The sequence below is a fragment of the Methanothermobacter defluvii genome (assembly GCF_003385755.1).
Classification (GTDB): domain Archaea; phylum Methanobacteriota; class Methanobacteria; order Methanobacteriales; family Methanothermobacteraceae; genus Methanothermobacter; species Methanothermobacter thermautotrophicus.
This window is the reverse complement of the sequence record NZ_QREL01000001.1, coordinates 1,027,927-1,041,666: the sequence shown is the minus strand read 5'-3', so window position 1 is coordinate 1,041,666 and position 13,740 is coordinate 1,027,927. Positions and strand designations below refer to the sequence as shown.

Here is a 13,740-nt window from a genome sequence, read left to right as displayed (position 1 = left end):
CAATGAAGATCAGATCACCCATCGTCTCAGTACTCGGACACGTGGATCACGGGAAAACCACACTTCTTGACCATATAAGGGGCAGCGCAGTTGCCTCAAGGGAGGCAGGTGGTATAACCCAGCACATAGGGGCCACAGAGATACCCATGGATGTCATTGAGGGGATCTGCGGAGACTTCCTCAAAAAATTCTCGATCAGGGAAACACTACCAGGACTCTTCTTCATTGATACACCAGGACATGAGGCGTTCACAACCCTCAGAAAACGTGGAGGGGCCCTTGCGGATCTTGCAATACTCATAGTCGATATAAATGAGGGATTCAAGCCCCAGACACAGGAGGCCCTCAACATCCTCAGGATGTACAGGACACCCTTCGTGGTGGCTGCAAACAAGATAGACAGGATCCATGGATGGAGGGTCCACGAGGGACGCCCCTTCATGGAGACCTTCAGCAAACAGGACATCCAGGTCCAGCAGAAACTGGACACAAAGGTCTATGAACTTGTGGGCAAACTCCATGAGGAGGGCTTTGAATCAGAGAGATTCGACAGGGTCACAGACTTCGCCTCACAGGTCAGCATAATACCCATAAGTGCCATAACAGGCGAGGGTATACCTGAACTCCTCACAATGCTCATGGGACTGGCACAGCAGTACCTCAGGGAGCAGCTCAAAATCGAGGAGGATTCCCCTGCCAGGGGCACCATCCTGGAGGTCAAGGAGGAGACAGGCCTCGGCATGACCATAGACGCTGTAATATATGATGGAATACTCAGAAAGGACGACACCATAGCCATGATGACATCAAAGGATGTCATATCCACCAGGATAAGATCACTCCTCAAACCAAGGCCCCTCGAGGAGATGAGGGAATCCAGGAAGAAGTTCCAGAAGGTCGATGAGGTCGTTGCAGCAGCCGGTATAAAGATCGTGGCACCGGGCATCGATGACGTCATGGCCGGCTCACCCCTCAGGGTTGTAACAGACCCCGAGAAGGTGAGGGAGGAGATACTCAGCGAAATCGAGGACATCAAGATAGACACCGATGAGGCAGGCGTCGTTGTGAAGGCAGACACCCTCGGATCACTGGAGGCGGTGGTCAAGATCCTCAGGGACATGGATGTCCCCATAAAGGTGGCAGACATAGGTGACGTCTCAAGGAGGGACGTGGTGAATGCAGGTATAGCCCTCCAGGAGGACAGGGTCTATGGGGCCATAATAGCCTTCAATGTTAAGGTGATACCCTCAGCAGCCCAGGAACTCAAAAACTCAGACATAAAGCTCTTCCAGGGCAACGTCATCTACAGGCTCATGGAGGAATATGAGGAATGGGTCAGGGGCATTGAGGAAGAGAAGAAAAAGAAATGGATGGAAGCCATCATAAAACCTGCAAGCATAAGACTCATACCCAAACTGGTCTTCAGACAGAGCAAGCCAGCCATTGGAGGAGTTGAGGTCCTCACAGGCGTCATCAGGCAGGGCTACCCCCTCATGAATGATGATGGGGAGACGGTGGGTACCGTGGAGAGCATGCAGGACAAGGGTGAAAACCTCAAATCAGCATCACGCGGCCAGAAGGTTGCAATGGCCATAAAGGATGCTGTTTATGGTAAGACGATCCATGAGGGAGATACACTCTACGTTGACATACCCGAAAACCACTACCACATCCTTAAAGAACAGCTCTCAGGGGATCTGACAGACGAGGAACTTGATCTCATGGATAAGATAGCTGAAATCAAGAGGAAGAAGAATCCTGACTGGGGAATGAAGGCACCATTTTAAAATATAAGGAGGAGATATATTGGCATTTAAGGTTGTGATTTCAGACAAGGAGAAGAGCGTCCAGATGGAGGTCGACCCATCAGAGTCCAGGGGCCTCATTGGCCTCACCATAGGCGACGAATTCGATGGATCAATAATAGGCCTCAGCGGATACAAACTGAAGATCACAGGTGGAAGCGATAAGAACGGTTTCCCGATGAAGAAGACAGTGCCAGGTGCAAGGAGGATAAGGAGCCTTGTATCAGGCGGTGTGGGCTATAAACCCAGACGCGATGGCGAAAGAAGAAGAAAAACCTTCAGGGGAAACACAATATCTGATGACATAGTCCAGATAAACACCGTTGTCATTGAGAAGGGTGAGAAACCACTCGAAGAACTCCTTGGCGCCGATGAGGAATAATAAAAGCGTTTATAGGTGTAATCTGTGAAAAATCAATCCGAAATAAACATTGGTCTTGTGGGGCACGTGGACCATGGTAAAACAACCCTTACAAAGGCACTTTCAGGTGTCTGGACCGACACACACAGTGAGGAAACCAAGAGGGGCATCTCCATACGTCTGGGCTATGCCGACATAACCTTCAGGAAGTGCCCGCAGTGCGAAGCCCCAATGTGCTATACAACGGCAGAGATATGTGAGAGGTGCGGCACAGAGACAGAGCTCCTCAGGAAGGTTTCCTTTGTGGATGCCCCGGGCCATGAAACCCTCATGGCTACCATGCTCTCTGGAGCAGCCCTCATGGACGGCGCCATACTCGTGATAGCTGCAAACGAACCATGCCCCCAGCCCCAGACAAAGGAGCACCTCATGGCCCTTGATGTTATAGGGGTGAAGGATGTCATCGTCGTCCAGAACAAGATAGATATCGTTTCGAAGGAGAGGGCGCTTGAAAGCTACAGGGAGATCAAGGAGTTCGTGAAGGGTACCTGCGCTGAGGATGCACCTATAATACCGGTATCTGCTCAACAGGGCGCCAACATTGATATCCTCATTGAAACCATTGAGGAGAGAATCAAAACCCCCAAGAGGGACGTTGATAAACCTGCCAGGATGTACGTGGCCAGGTCCTTTGACATAAACAAACCCGGCGCAGACCCCGAACACCTCGCAGGAGGAGTTATAGGGGGCTCACTGGTCCAGGGCAGGCTCAGGGTTGGAGACGAGATAGAGATAAGACCGGGCATACAGGTCAAAAAGGACGGTAAGCAGACCTGGATGAGTCTGCACTCCACAATCACGGGCCTGGTGGCCGGTGGAGAGGAGATGGAAGAGGTTGGACCCGGCGGACTCGTCGGTGTCGGGACACTCCTGGATCCAGCCCTCACCAAGGCGGACTCACTTTCAGGGTCAGTTGCCGGGGAACCAGGCACACTGCCACCTGTAAGGCACTCATTCACCATGGAGACACACCTCCTGGAGAGGGTTGTCGGTACCAAGGAGGAGACCAAGGTCGAACCCATAAAGACAGGGGAACCCCTGATGATAAACGTCGGTACCACAACCACGGTGGGTGTTGTCAAATCTGCCAGGGCAGATGATGCCGACGTGGTCCTCAAACTCCCTGCATGCGCAGAGGAGGGTCAGAGGATAGCCCTCTCCAGGCGTGTCGGTGCAAGATGGAGGCTGATAGGATATGGTATCATCAAATAGGGTGGTCATAGACACCAATTTTTTATGATACCCTACCAGTTCCGGGTCGACATCGTATCCGAGCTCCGGAGACTCTTCCCAAAAAACGACCTTCTTGTCCCATCCTTCGTCATAGGGGAACTTGAAGGCATAAAGAGACATTCAGGCGGTGATGCGAGGATAGCCGCGTCCATTGGACTCGCACTCGCAAAGAAACCCCCCTTCAGGATTTTTGAGGAGAAACTCCTTGAAGGTGAAACCGTTGACGACGCGCTTCTCCGGATCTCAGATGTCCTCTGCACCAGCGACCGGGAACTCAGAAGAAGGGCAAGGTCGAAGGGAATACCCGTTGTCTACCTGAGACAGAAAAGATATCTTGGAGTGGATGGGCATATATTGGAGTAGGAGGTTTACTCATGAATCTGTGGAAGGATATTGAACCGGGACCATCAGTACCCGAGGTTGTCTATGCGGTTGTTGAAATACCAAAGGGTTCAAGGAACAAGTACGAATACCACAAGGACCTTCAGGCATTCGCCCTTGACAGGGTACTCTACTCAGCAGTATTCTACCCTGCAGAGTACGGTATAATACCAAGGACACTCTACGATGACGGAGACCCCATGGACATCCTCGTACTCATGGATGAACCAACATTCCCGGGCTGCATCATAGAATCAAGACCCATAGGCCTTTTAAGGATGATCGATGGTGGCGACCAGGACGACAAGATCCTGGCGGTGCCTGTGGCAGACCCGCACTTCGCCGATGTAAAGGACATCTCAGACATACCAGAGCACAACCTTAAGGAGATAGCAAACTTCTTTGAAACCTACAAGAAACTTGAAGGTAAAAAAACAGAGACACTCGGATGGGAGGGTGCTGAAAAGGCATTTGAAGCAGTCAACCACTCCATAGAACTCTACAGGAAAAAATATATGGAGTAATTCTTTAATGGGGGATCCCATTGTATTATGTAACAAAGATTGTTGATACCGTCAGAATACCTCCAGACCGCTTTGAAGAGCCACTGGAGGAGGTCGCCGTCGAGGTTCTAAACGAGACCTACGTTGGAAGGATGGATAAGAACCTCGGGCAGCTGATAACCGTCAAAGAGATAGAGGATATAGGGATAGGAAAGGTTATAATGGGTGACGGTGCCGCCTACCATGAGGTGACCTTCACAGCCCTCTTCTTCAAACCTGAACTACATGAAATCGTTGAGGGTGAGGTTATAGAGATAGCAGAGTTCGGAGCCTTCGTGCGCATAGGTCCGGTGGATGGCCTGGTGCACGTTTCACAGGTAACCGACGACTACATAACCTACGACCCCAAGAAGGGCTCCCTCACAGGTAAGGAGTCAGGCAGACGCCTCGACGAGGGCGACCTTGTAAGGGCAAGGATAGTCGCACTCAGCCTCAAGGGCCGAAGAGAGGGCGTAAAGGTGGGCCTCACCATGAGGCAGCCCGGCCTTGGAAAATTCGAATGGATTGAAGAAGAGAAGAGGAAGAGTAAAAAATGACTGAGAAGGCATGCACAAGGTGTAAGAGAATCACCAGTGACGAAAGATGCCCGGTCTGCAATGTCCCGGCATCCACCAACTGGAGCGGACTCCTCATAATAATAGATCCGGATAAATCAGATATAGCCAGGGAGCTCAACATAACACTGCCTGGTGAATACGCGCTGAGGGTCAGATAGTGTACATACTGCCGGAGGAACTGAGGGCGGAGCTCAAAAGGCCACTTGGAGAGCTCCACAGGTCATTCAGTGACGTTGATGTGGGGAACTCATTCCTCATAACGGTTGGTGACGTCACAACCCGCAATGCACTGGAGCATGGCCTTAAACCCGATGTCAGCATAATAGATAACAGGATCCAGAGAAGGGACTCTGACCATGAATTCAGGGACACAGCAACCATTCTCAGATCCAGGAACCCGCCAGGCACAGTAACAGAGAGCCTCTGGAAATCCATCGAAGAGGCCATAGAGGGCGCCACAGAGAGAGGAGAGCGCTTCATGATAGTTGTTGACGGTGAGGAGGACCTCGCCGTTTTACCATCAATACTTCTCGCCCCACCTGACACAGTGATCCTCTACGGACAGCCAGATGAGGGCGTTGTGCTGGTGAGGGCCAGTGAAACATCCAGTAAGGCTGAAGAACTCATGAAAAAATTTGAGGAGGCATAAAATGGAGATTAACATAATCGAGGAAAAGGAAAACCCACTCTTAAACAGGAAGGAGATAAGGTTTGAATGCTTATACGAGGGCGAATCAACCCCAAAGGTCCTTGAAGTTAAGAACAAACTCGTTGCAATGCTTGACGCTGATAAGGATCTTCTCGTGGTTGACAAAATTGACCAGGGTTTCGGTGAGCCAAGGGCGACCGGCTATGCCAAGATCTATGAGTCAGCTGAGAAACTCACCGAGATAGAACCCGAACACGTGATAAAGAAGAACACTGAGGCATCAGAGGAAGAGGAGGAGGAATAGATGAAGAAATTTGAGCTCTACGAGGTCAAGGACGGTAAACTCGTCAGGAAGAACCCCTTCTGTGTCAGGTGCTCAAACGGTGTCTTCATGGCAGACCATGGGGACAGGTACGCCTGCGGTAAATGCGGATACACCGAATGGAAAAACAGGGAATAGGTGGAAACTTGAACCTGAGGGCTGGCAGATTGAATAGCGGGATGGAGGATGAGGCCGCGGAGTTCACATCATCCCTCACATTTGATCACCACATATTTGAGGCCGACATTGAGTGTAACATGGCACATACACGCATGCTGGCCCATGAGGGCATAATCCCTGAGGAAGTGGCCGCTAAAATCATAGATGCCCTTGAAAGCCTCAGGGAGGAGGGTATAGAGGCCCTTGACATGGACCCATCAGTGGAGGATATCCATATGGCCGTTGAGAACTATGTAACGGCCAGGATCGGAGAGGAAGCAGGGTTCATGCACACAGGCAAATCCAGGAACGATCAGGTCGCAACCGATCTCAGACTGGCCCTCAGGGAGAGGATAAGGACAATAAGCCGTGAACTCCTTGATTTTATTGACAGTATCTCAGACCTTGCCCTCGATCACACCGAAACCGTCATGGTGGGCTACACCCACCTTCAGCATGCCCAGCCAACAACCCTAGGCCACCACCTCATGGCCTACGCCAGCTCCCTCAGGAGGGACTATGAGAGGCTCCAGGATACCCTTAAGAGGGTTGACCAGAACCCCCTGGGATCCGCTGCCATGACAACAACCAGCTTCCCCATAAACAGGGAACTCACGACCCGGCTCCTCGGGTTCTCAGATTACATGAAAAATTCCATGGACGCCGTCAGTGCAAGGGACTTCATAGCAGAGACGGTATTCGACCTCTCAATGCTGGCAGTGAACCTCAGCAGGATCTCAGAGGAGATGATACTCTGGAGCACCCACGAGTTCGGTATCGTGGAGATACCTGATGAATTCTCATCAACATCATCCATCATGCCCCAGAAGAAGAACCCTGATGTGGCTGAGATAGCCCGTGCAAAGACATCCACCGTCCAGGGAGAACTTGTAACCATCCTTGGAATCATGAAGGCACTCCCCTACACCTACAACAGGGACCTGCAGGAGGTAACACCCCACCTCTGGAGGGCCGTCGACACGGTACTCTCAATGATCAGGGTTGTCAGGGGAATGCTCCTCGGCATCAGGGTTAACAGGGACCGGGCCCTTGAACTTGCAGGTGCCAACTTCGCAACAGCCACAGACCTTGCAGACATCATAGTACGTGAGCGGGGGATACCCTTCAGGGTGGCCCACAGGATAGTGGGAAGGCTTGTTACAAGGGCCATTGAGGACGGCCTCGCACCCGGTGACGTGGATTCAGTTTACCTTGACGAGGTCAGCCTGGAGGTCACCGGACGGAAACTTGAACTTGACCCTGAACTTGTTGAGAAGGCCCTTGATCCCCTTGAGAACGTCAGGATGAGGAGGATACCTGGAGGACCCGCCCCTGAGATGGTCAGGGTTGCGGTTGAGGAGATGAAGTCCTTCATTGAATCTGAGAGGAAATGAGGAAGTTTCCCTGACGGGATTAAATAACTCTTTTTCATGCTCCCCGCACTTTCAGGCAGGTTATTGACCTTTCCTGGAGGTTCCCGTAAATTGGGGTTAAGGGAATTTCCTGACAGTTTCCCAGAAATTTTTATATATCCTTTTTGATAAATAATTATTACATGGAATCTGAAAACGAAAACAGAATAGTGGGACTTCTTGCAGTGCTGATAGGTATACTGATGATAATCTACCCCCAGCTGGTTGGCTACCTCGTTGGCATCTTCCTCATAATCTACGGGGTACTCAAGATATTTGGCTGAGGGTGAGCGTATTCAGGGACTGCAGATGCTCCAGATAAGGTCAAGGGCCTCGCCCGGTTCAAGGACACCTGCCCTTGTCTCCCGCAGGACCCTCTGTATGGAGTAGCGCCTGAGATGGGGGTGCCTGCGGTGAACCTCCCCCAGTAGTGGACAGCCGAAGTTCATTGAGGACCTCACACCATGAAGAGATGCCACTGATCTAACCTCCTGCTTTGAAGCCGCGAAGAGGGCCGGCAGATTGACCCTAAGAATGCCATCGTCCACATTGACCGACTGATAGCCAGTGGAGAGAAGGTCACCGAATATTACGGTGTCAATTTCCATATTTCTTATTTTATCCATAACAGTACTCTCAATCAGTCCTGAACAGCGCCCACATGGGTGGAACCTCCCATCGAGGGCCCCGCTCTGGATATCGCCCAGCTCTGCACCTATGTACTCGTGTCTCACACCGAGGAGGCTGCAGAGTTCCTCAAGAGACCTCCTGACGTGACCTGGCAGTATTATGGTGCCGGGGTCAACTGTGAGGGCAAAGGGTCTCAGTCCAAGTTTAACCGCGGCTATGAGGGAGAATGAACTGTCCACCCCACCCGATAGTGCCACAGCCACCTCGGGACCATCGGCACCTGATCTGGAAAGCTCAAGGAGAAATTCAAGGCCTGATGGATACTCCATGCGCATTTTAAGGGCTTCCTCAAGTATTTTCAGGACCCTGAAGGATCCTTCAAGTTCACTGATCCTCTCAAGGGCAAGGCCGACCCTGTGTCTCCTTATGATGATGTCGGTCTCTGCTTCAACATGGACCCTCCCTACTCCCAGTTTCTCCCTCAGCCTACCGGCCACCCAGCCGCCCTTACCTATTATGGCCGACTTGTCAGAGCGATCAGGTGCAACGATCAGGAGGCTGTCTCTCTTCTCATCGAGGACAACATCCACTATGCGTATATCCGCATCTCCATGCCCTATATCCTTCCTGATATCCCTTATCATCCCTGCAAGTTCATCTGCATCCATGAGCATACTTCCCGCATTAACAGTATCAGCTGGAGGATTCCAGTTCAACACAAAATATATTATGGGCGCTGTCAATATTAATATAGGGATTGTGCAGTAAGTGACTGGAAACCCGGATGTCGGCTGGTAAAGAAAAAACTGCCACTGAGGCAGCGGATCAACCTGAAAAATCTCGTCGGGGGATGAATGCTGAGATGCCAAACATAAGAAGTCTTCTTTTTGGTGACCAGGAAGAGGAATGGGGCTATAAAAGGGAAAGTGAGAATATAATTGTGGGTTATGGCTATAAGAAGTTCAGCAAACCCCCTGTTATAGGCAAGAACCCCCTGCTCCGCTCAAACACCGTCATATACAATGATGTCACCATAGGCGATAACCTCAGGACGGGGCACAATGTCCTCATAAGGGAGAAAACGACCATAGGCGATGATGTTCTCATAGGTACAAACACGGTCATCGAGGGTCATTCCAAGATAGGTAGCAATGTGAGTATACAGTCGAATGTTTACCTGCCCAAGAACAGTTACATAGAGGACAATGTGTTCATAGGCCCCTGCGCATGCTTCACCAACGACCGCTACCCCATAAGGGTCAAGTACAAGCTGAGGGGCCCAATAATAAGGCAGGGTGCATCCATAGGTGCGAACTCCACCTTCCTGTCAAGGATTGAGGTCGGTGAGGGCGCCATGGTGGCTGCTGGAGCGGTGGTAACAAGAAACGTCCCACCATGGTCCCTTGCAATAGGTGCACCTGCACGTATAAAGGCCCTCCCGGCGAAGCTGAGGGTCCCCAATAACATCTGAGGCCTGTGATTCGATACCATCAGCCCATTAAATGAACTATTTAGAGCTGATGGTTCTTCAGTAAAAAGAAATGTTTACTCTGGATTCTATTTTAAGGTTCATCTGCAGTACTGAAACAGGTCTTGGACTCCTTGTATCTACAGCCACCGTCTCTCTGCAGATTAACCTGAAACTCCATTTAACCACGCCGGTAGAGCCCTATGAGCTTCGCCTCACCCAGCACATGGCCCTCCATGGCCTCCAGGACATCCTCCTTACTGGCCCCGGGCTCCAGGTCAAGGACGGTATCAAGGGCGTATAACCTGAAGAAGTACCTGTGAACACCTGAAGGCGGGCACGGCCCCCTGTATCCGAGGGTCCCTGAATCATTGTAGCCCTGGACTGAACCATCAGGGAGCCTTCCAGCATCCGGGACATTCTCCTCCAGGCCGGTGGAGTCAGGGGGAATGTTGAATATGACCCAGTGGGTCCAGACCTTTGACGGTGCATCCGGGTCGTCACATATCAGTGCAAGGGATTTGGCCTCCCCTGGAACCCCATCCCAGGATAGGGGTGGGGAAATGTTTTCGCCATCGCAGGTGTACCTTGAGGGTATCCTTCCACGGTCATTGAATGCATGGGTCTTGAGGTTCATACCATCACCGTACAGTTATATGTTTGAGGGGGTTAATTATTATTATGGATTACAAGGTTAACTCGGCAGATGATAATAATATATTCATAGAGACGGAACCATACCGGCGCCTCCTGGAGATCATCAGGCAAATGAAGGATGTGCGGGGTGAGATACTCCACGTTGTGGGGGCGCCGGGGACAGGTAAGTCGGCCAACATTTACAGGGCCATAAGGGAGGCAGAGCTGCACGTATATGAGGTTCCATGCAAACTTGAATCCCCGGATCTGAGTGCAGATGACGTTTTCCATCATGTGATGGAGGGGATGAAGGAGGAGCTGGGTGCAGATACCGGGGCTGATCTCTACAGGAGGTTAAAGGAATTTGATGCCGTGCTCTTCGCTGACAGGTTCCATGACAGCCATGAATTCTCCAGCTTCTCCGGTTTCAGCCAGTGGACCAGAAATGGGGGCCTGGAGCCACTCAGGTTTTACCTTAAATGTGCGGGGGAGTACCTCAAAAACAGGAGGATCCTTGCGGAGGTCAACATCATCTTTCAGACAGCATGGAGGTTTTACTTCAGGGGTAAAAAGTATGACCTCTTCACTGATATCCCGGTTATTTCTTCTCTCCTGTTTCATACACTTTCAATCCCCTTCAGGGCGGTGAAAATAGATTACAGCAGAAAGGAAACCTTAAATATTATAAGGGCCCACCTTGATGCTGATGAATCTGAGATCCAGAGACTGATTGACCTCTACGGCTGCAGACCAAGGATCATACTGGAGAAGCTGAGATCATGCTGAGGACACTCCTTCGTTCAACAAGGATGAGCTGGGGCGCCAAGAACATCCACATGTACCTCCTTGCACTCACCTATGCATCGGCTGCAGACCCCTTCAGATTCCTTGCCGGGCTACTCCTTGTCACATTACTCTGGGGGGCCCTTTACTCACTGAATGACCTCACAGACATTGATAATGATAGAAGGGACAGGATGAAGAGGAAGAGGCCCTTCATAGAGAACCATGTTGATCCCCGGAAGGTGCTGCTCTTTGTGGGCATCCTCCTTCTGGTGTCCCTTGCTGGTGCCTGTCTCCTGGACAGGGTATTCTGTCTGATACTCCTTCTGATGGTCCTGAACCAGTTCCTGTACACACTGCCACCTGTAAGGCTTAAGGATACTGTCATCGCCCCCCTTGCAAGCACCGCAACAAACACCGTCCTGAGACTTGCATCTGCCGCTGTACTCCTAGGGGGTCTCCTGATGGTACCTGTACCAGTATATGTGCTCATGTACCTGGCGGGTATGGGGACATACCTCATGTACAAGGAGATGCGTGGCCTCACAACTCTGGTGTCCACGGCATTCTGCATTTTACTCGCCCTCTCTTACCTCTCGGGGTATATCAGCATCCTCCAGATTCTCCTGGTCATAGTACCACCATTCCTTGCAACGGTACCCCTCTATCTCTCAAACTTCCGGGACAGGGAGCGCATGGTTGAGGTGGCCGATGTGATCTATCACAGGGTTCTTGTGACCATATACATAATATGCATACTGGTGCTCCTCTTCCTGAGGTGATCCTCATTATCATTCAGGATTTTCAGGGTTGTGGGCGTTAAAGGTTATCTCTCCAGCCCTCTATTCAGGAAGGTCCTGATTTTTCTGGAGAGGTGATGAAATTCATCTGCAGCCAGATATGCAAAAAAACTAATATTTGGAAGAGTTCAGAACCCTTCATTCAGTGAAATGCGCTCTGAAAATTTCCTTGAGGATCCCCCAGCAGAATTTGCATGCGGGTGTCTGGAGGAACCCTGCAACTCACTCTTATTAAACCTTTGAGATTCCCGGCTCAATCAACTTTTTATTGCCTGAAAAATGCCGAAAATGACCAGCAGGTAAGCTATGATCCGGATTATTATAAGTGCCACCGCACCACTTGGGTATCCTGCCAGCTGGGCCAGGTGTGATACTCCAAATAACCCGAAGGCTATTCCGATGTAAAGGAGCAGCGGACTTTCAAGTTTCCTGAAGCCCAGGTATCCCATTACCAGGATTATCATGCAGAATATAAAATTAATGGTAAGCACCGGTTCCATGATAAATGCCATCTTCAATCACCCCCTTTATTGTTAATAGTAATATTCTCTATTTCCTATTATTTAATATCTGCAGTTTTCATCTCACAGGAGATCCCAGGATCTTAAAAAACGGATTCATGAAAACTGGTCCTCATGGGTATGGGGGTATGGAACCGATCAGTTTATCAGCCAGCGAAATACTAACAGCAGCTCATGTTCCTGTCATTAAATGAAGAAAATTAGAATTTTATTAGAAGAGTTTTCCGAGTTTGAGCAGAGCCTTTGGCGAAACCTTTATGAGCTTCTTCACAAGCTCGGTGGTGCTCACCTTCTCAAATTCAACGTCCTGGAAGGCCTCTGCAATTGAGTCGAGCTCACTGTCACTGAGTGTAAGCAGGTACTCCTTGACCTTGAGATACTTTGATATCTCATCCCCAATCTCTTCACGGCAGAGCCTCTCATACTCACCGAGCCGCCTGGCAGTTACATCACCCTCAGAGACAGCTGCAGCTGCAACCTGGCCTGCGAGCATACCCCCCTTCATACCGCTTATTATACCTCCACCTGTGAGGGGGTTGACCTGACCTGCGGCGTCACCCACAACCATGAGGCTGTCGGCCACCAGTTTCTTTGGCATGCCACCAACCGGGTCACCTCCAATGTTGAGTTCAACCGGCTGCGCATTCCTGGTGGCAGGGCATGATTCAACGAACTCAAGGAGGTGCTCATAGGCGCTCTTATCGGTCTCTGTTGAAAGAACCCCAAGACCAACATTGGCGATGTCATCGCCCTTCGGGAATATCCAGGCATAACCGCCAGGAGCAACGCTTCCAAAGTAGAACTCTATACAGTTGTTGTCCTCCATCTCAACACCGACCATCTCAAACTGGGCCGCTGACTCCATATCCTTCGGCCTTGTGGCTGTGTTGAGGCCGGCCCACCTTGCAACCCTTGATTCGGGTCCATCTGCAGCGATGACTATCCTGGCCTTTATCTCAAATTTCTCTCCCATGCACTCGGCACTTACAAGGTAGCCGTCATCGGTCCTCTCCATGCCGGTTGCAATGGTCTTCACCATTATCCTGGAGCCGGCCCTTGCAGCGTCCATGGCCATGAATTTGTCGAAGACCTTCCTCTCAAGGATGTAACCTGCCTCAGGGAGCTCGACCTTATCGGATGTTAACCATACATCGGTGCCGTTTGGTGAAACCATGCGGACACCGTCAAGTTTCTTTGTGATCCAGCGGGGGTTTGGCTCTATACCCAGGGACTCAAGGCCCCCTATGGACACACCCTCAGCACACCTCTTCGGGGCTCCTATCTCTGATTTCTTGTCTATAAGGAGCACATCGGCTCCTCCAAGGGCTGCATGTTTTGCTGCGGTTGAACCGGCTGGCCCGGCTCCGATTACAAGTACATCCACTTCAGTCACCATGATG

Annotated in this window: 19 protein-coding genes; 15 read left to right on the top strand and 4 right to left on the bottom strand. The window is 50.8% G+C overall.

Going from position 1 to position 13,740, the window contains the following annotated elements:
• Positions 1–2: 2 nt before the first annotated feature.
• The 12 genes from infB (at position 3) to C7452_RS05370 (ending at position 7,786) form a co-directional block, all read left to right on the top strand.
• The gene (infB, locus tag C7452_RS05425; RefSeq protein ID WP_115892476.1) at positions 3–1,787 is read left to right on the top strand and encodes a translation initiation factor IF-2; all 1,785 of its coding nucleotides are present in this window, start codon (positions 3–5) and stop codon (positions 1,785–1,787) included.
• A gap of 19 nt (positions 1,788–1,806) precedes the next feature.
• Positions 1,807–2,187 (top strand): 30S ribosomal protein S6e, encoded by a 381-nt coding sequence (locus C7452_RS05420; protein WP_010875899.1) that lies wholly within the window; start codon positions 1,807–1,809, stop codon positions 2,185–2,187.
• Between the two features lie 24 nt (positions 2,188–2,211).
• Entirely contained in the window at positions 2,212–3,438 is a 1,227-nt protein-coding gene (eif2g, locus tag C7452_RS05415) for a translation initiation factor IF-2 subunit gamma (RefSeq protein ID WP_010875900.1), read from the top strand.
• Between the two features lie 24 nt (positions 3,439–3,462).
• The gene (locus tag C7452_RS05410; protein WP_115892475.1) at positions 3,463–3,822 is read left to right on the top strand and encodes a type II toxin-antitoxin system VapC family toxin; all 360 of its coding nucleotides are present in this window, start codon (positions 3,463–3,465) and stop codon (positions 3,820–3,822) included.
• Between the two features lie 11 nt (positions 3,823–3,833).
• Positions 3,834–4,364: an inorganic diphosphatase gene (locus C7452_RS05405; RefSeq protein WP_010875902.1), complete on the top strand. Its 531-nt coding sequence runs from the start codon at positions 3,834–3,836 to the stop codon at positions 4,362–4,364.
• Positions 4,365–4,384: 20 nt separating this feature from the next.
• On the top strand, positions 4,385–4,939 hold the full coding sequence (rpoE, locus tag C7452_RS05400) for a DNA-directed RNA polymerase (protein ID WP_010875903.1): 555 nt from the start codon (positions 4,385–4,387) through the stop codon (positions 4,937–4,939).
• Positions 4,936–5,118 carry a transcription elongation factor subunit Spt4 gene (gene spt4, locus C7452_RS05395; RefSeq protein WP_010875904.1) on the top strand — a complete coding sequence of 61 codons (183 nt, stop codon included), beginning with the start codon at positions 4,936–4,938 and terminating at the stop codon, positions 5,116–5,118. The genes rpoE and spt4 overlap by 4 nt, the downstream gene beginning before the upstream one ends.
• Complete coding sequence (locus C7452_RS05390; protein ID WP_010875905.1) at positions 5,118–5,609, top strand: GTP-dependent dephospho-CoA kinase family protein; 492 nt, start codon at positions 5,118–5,120, stop codon at positions 5,607–5,609. The genes spt4 and C7452_RS05390 overlap by 1 nt, the downstream gene beginning before the upstream one ends.
• A gap of 1 nt (position 5,610) precedes the next feature.
• Positions 5,611–5,913 (top strand): 30S ribosomal protein S24e, encoded by a 303-nt coding sequence (locus tag C7452_RS05385; protein WP_010875906.1) that lies wholly within the window; start codon positions 5,611–5,613, stop codon positions 5,911–5,913.
• Positions 5,914–6,069: a 30S ribosomal protein S27ae gene (locus tag C7452_RS05380; protein ID WP_010875907.1), complete on the top strand. Its 156-nt coding sequence runs from the start codon at positions 5,914–5,916 to the stop codon at positions 6,067–6,069.
• An 8-nt stretch (positions 6,070–6,077) separates the two neighbouring features.
• Positions 6,078–7,484, top strand: a complete 1,407-nt coding sequence (argH, locus tag C7452_RS05375; RefSeq protein WP_115892474.1) for an argininosuccinate lyase — start codon at positions 6,078–6,080, stop codon at positions 7,482–7,484.
• 161 nt (positions 7,485–7,645) lie between these two features.
• Complete coding sequence (locus C7452_RS05370) at positions 7,646–7,786, top strand: DUF3096 domain-containing protein (protein WP_162828722.1); 141 nt, start codon at positions 7,646–7,648, stop codon at positions 7,784–7,786.
• Between the two features lie 12 nt (positions 7,787–7,798).
• Here the strand turns inward: C7452_RS05370 and C7452_RS05365 are convergent, their stop codons facing one another.
• Positions 7,799–8,848 (bottom strand): ATPase, encoded by a 1,050-nt coding sequence (locus C7452_RS05365; RefSeq protein WP_245942857.1) that lies wholly within the window; start codon positions 8,846–8,848, stop codon positions 7,799–7,801.
• Between the two features lie 146 nt (positions 8,849–8,994).
• On the opposite strand from C7452_RS05365, the gene C7452_RS05360 reads away from it, so the two are divergent.
• Positions 8,995–9,603: an acyltransferase gene (locus C7452_RS05360; protein ID WP_245942856.1), complete on the top strand. Its 609-nt coding sequence runs from the start codon at positions 8,995–8,997 to the stop codon at positions 9,601–9,603.
• 178 nt (positions 9,604–9,781) lie between these two features.
• Here C7452_RS05360 and C7452_RS05355 read toward each other — a convergent pair whose 3' ends face one another.
• Positions 9,782–10,237: a YbhB/YbcL family Raf kinase inhibitor-like protein gene (locus C7452_RS05355; protein WP_010875912.1), complete on the bottom strand. Its 456-nt coding sequence runs from the start codon at positions 10,235–10,237 to the stop codon at positions 9,782–9,784.
• Between the two features lie 44 nt (positions 10,238–10,281).
• On the opposite strand from C7452_RS05355, the gene C7452_RS05350 reads away from it, so the two are divergent.
• Positions 10,282–11,022 (top strand): ATP-binding protein, encoded by a 741-nt coding sequence (locus C7452_RS05350; protein ID WP_245942855.1) that lies wholly within the window; start codon positions 10,282–10,284, stop codon positions 11,020–11,022.
• Positions 11,016–11,801, top strand: coding sequence for a UbiA family prenyltransferase (locus C7452_RS05345; RefSeq protein WP_115892470.1), 786 nt, complete (start codon positions 11,016–11,018; stop codon positions 11,799–11,801). Before C7452_RS05350 ends, C7452_RS05345 begins: the two co-directional genes overlap by 7 nt.
• Positions 11,802–12,076: 275 nt before the next feature.
• Here C7452_RS05345 and C7452_RS05340 read toward each other — a convergent pair whose 3' ends face one another.
• Both C7452_RS05340 and C7452_RS05335 read right to left on the bottom strand, forming a co-directional pair.
• Positions 12,077–12,331 (bottom strand): hypothetical protein, encoded by a 255-nt coding sequence (locus C7452_RS05340; RefSeq protein ID WP_115892469.1) that lies wholly within the window; start codon positions 12,329–12,331, stop codon positions 12,077–12,079.
• Between the two features lie 220 nt (positions 12,332–12,551).
• Positions 12,552–13,733, bottom strand: a complete 1,182-nt coding sequence (locus C7452_RS05335; RefSeq protein ID WP_115892539.1) for an NAD(P)/FAD-dependent oxidoreductase — start codon at positions 13,731–13,733, stop codon at positions 12,552–12,554.
• Between the last annotated feature and the right edge of the window lie 7 nt (positions 13,734–13,740).

Excerpts from the sequence above, each read along its gene's own strand:
- C7452_RS05350 (WP_245942855.1), top strand. The coding sequence starts at position 10,282 with ATGGATTACAAGGTTAACTCGGCAGATGATAATAATATATTCATAGAG.
- C7452_RS05380 (WP_010875907.1), top strand. The coding sequence starts at position 5,914 with ATGAAGAAATTTGAGCTCTACGAGGTCAAGGACGGTAAACTCGTCAGG.
- C7452_RS05410 (WP_115892475.1), top strand. The coding sequence starts at position 3,463 with ATGATACCCTACCAGTTCCGGGTCGACATCGTATCCGAGCTCCGGAGA.
- C7452_RS05370 (WP_162828722.1), top strand. The coding sequence starts at position 7,646 with ATGGAATCTGAAAACGAAAACAGAATAGTGGGACTTCTTGCAGTGCTG.
- C7452_RS05405 (WP_010875902.1), top strand. The coding sequence starts at position 3,834 with ATGAATCTGTGGAAGGATATTGAACCGGGACCATCAGTACCCGAGGTT.
- C7452_RS05385 (WP_010875906.1), top strand. The coding sequence starts at position 5,611 with ATGGAGATTAACATAATCGAGGAAAAGGAAAACCCACTCTTAAACAGG.
- spt4 (WP_010875904.1), top strand. The coding sequence starts at position 4,936 with ATGACTGAGAAGGCATGCACAAGGTGTAAGAGAATCACCAGTGACGAA.
- C7452_RS05340 (WP_115892469.1), bottom strand. The coding sequence starts at position 12,331 with ATGGCATTTATCATGGAACCGGTGCTTACCATTAATTTTATATTCTGC.
- C7452_RS05360 (WP_245942856.1), top strand. The coding sequence starts at position 8,995 with ATGCCAAACATAAGAAGTCTTCTTTTTGGTGACCAGGAAGAGGAATGG.
- C7452_RS05355 (WP_010875912.1), bottom strand. The coding sequence starts at position 10,237 with ATGAACCTCAAGACCCATGCATTCAATGACCGTGGAAGGATACCCTCA.
- C7452_RS05345 (WP_115892470.1), top strand. The coding sequence starts at position 11,016 with ATGCTGAGGACACTCCTTCGTTCAACAAGGATGAGCTGGGGCGCCAAG.
- infB (WP_115892476.1), top strand. The coding sequence starts at position 3 with ATGAAGATCAGATCACCCATCGTCTCAGTACTCGGACACGTGGATCAC.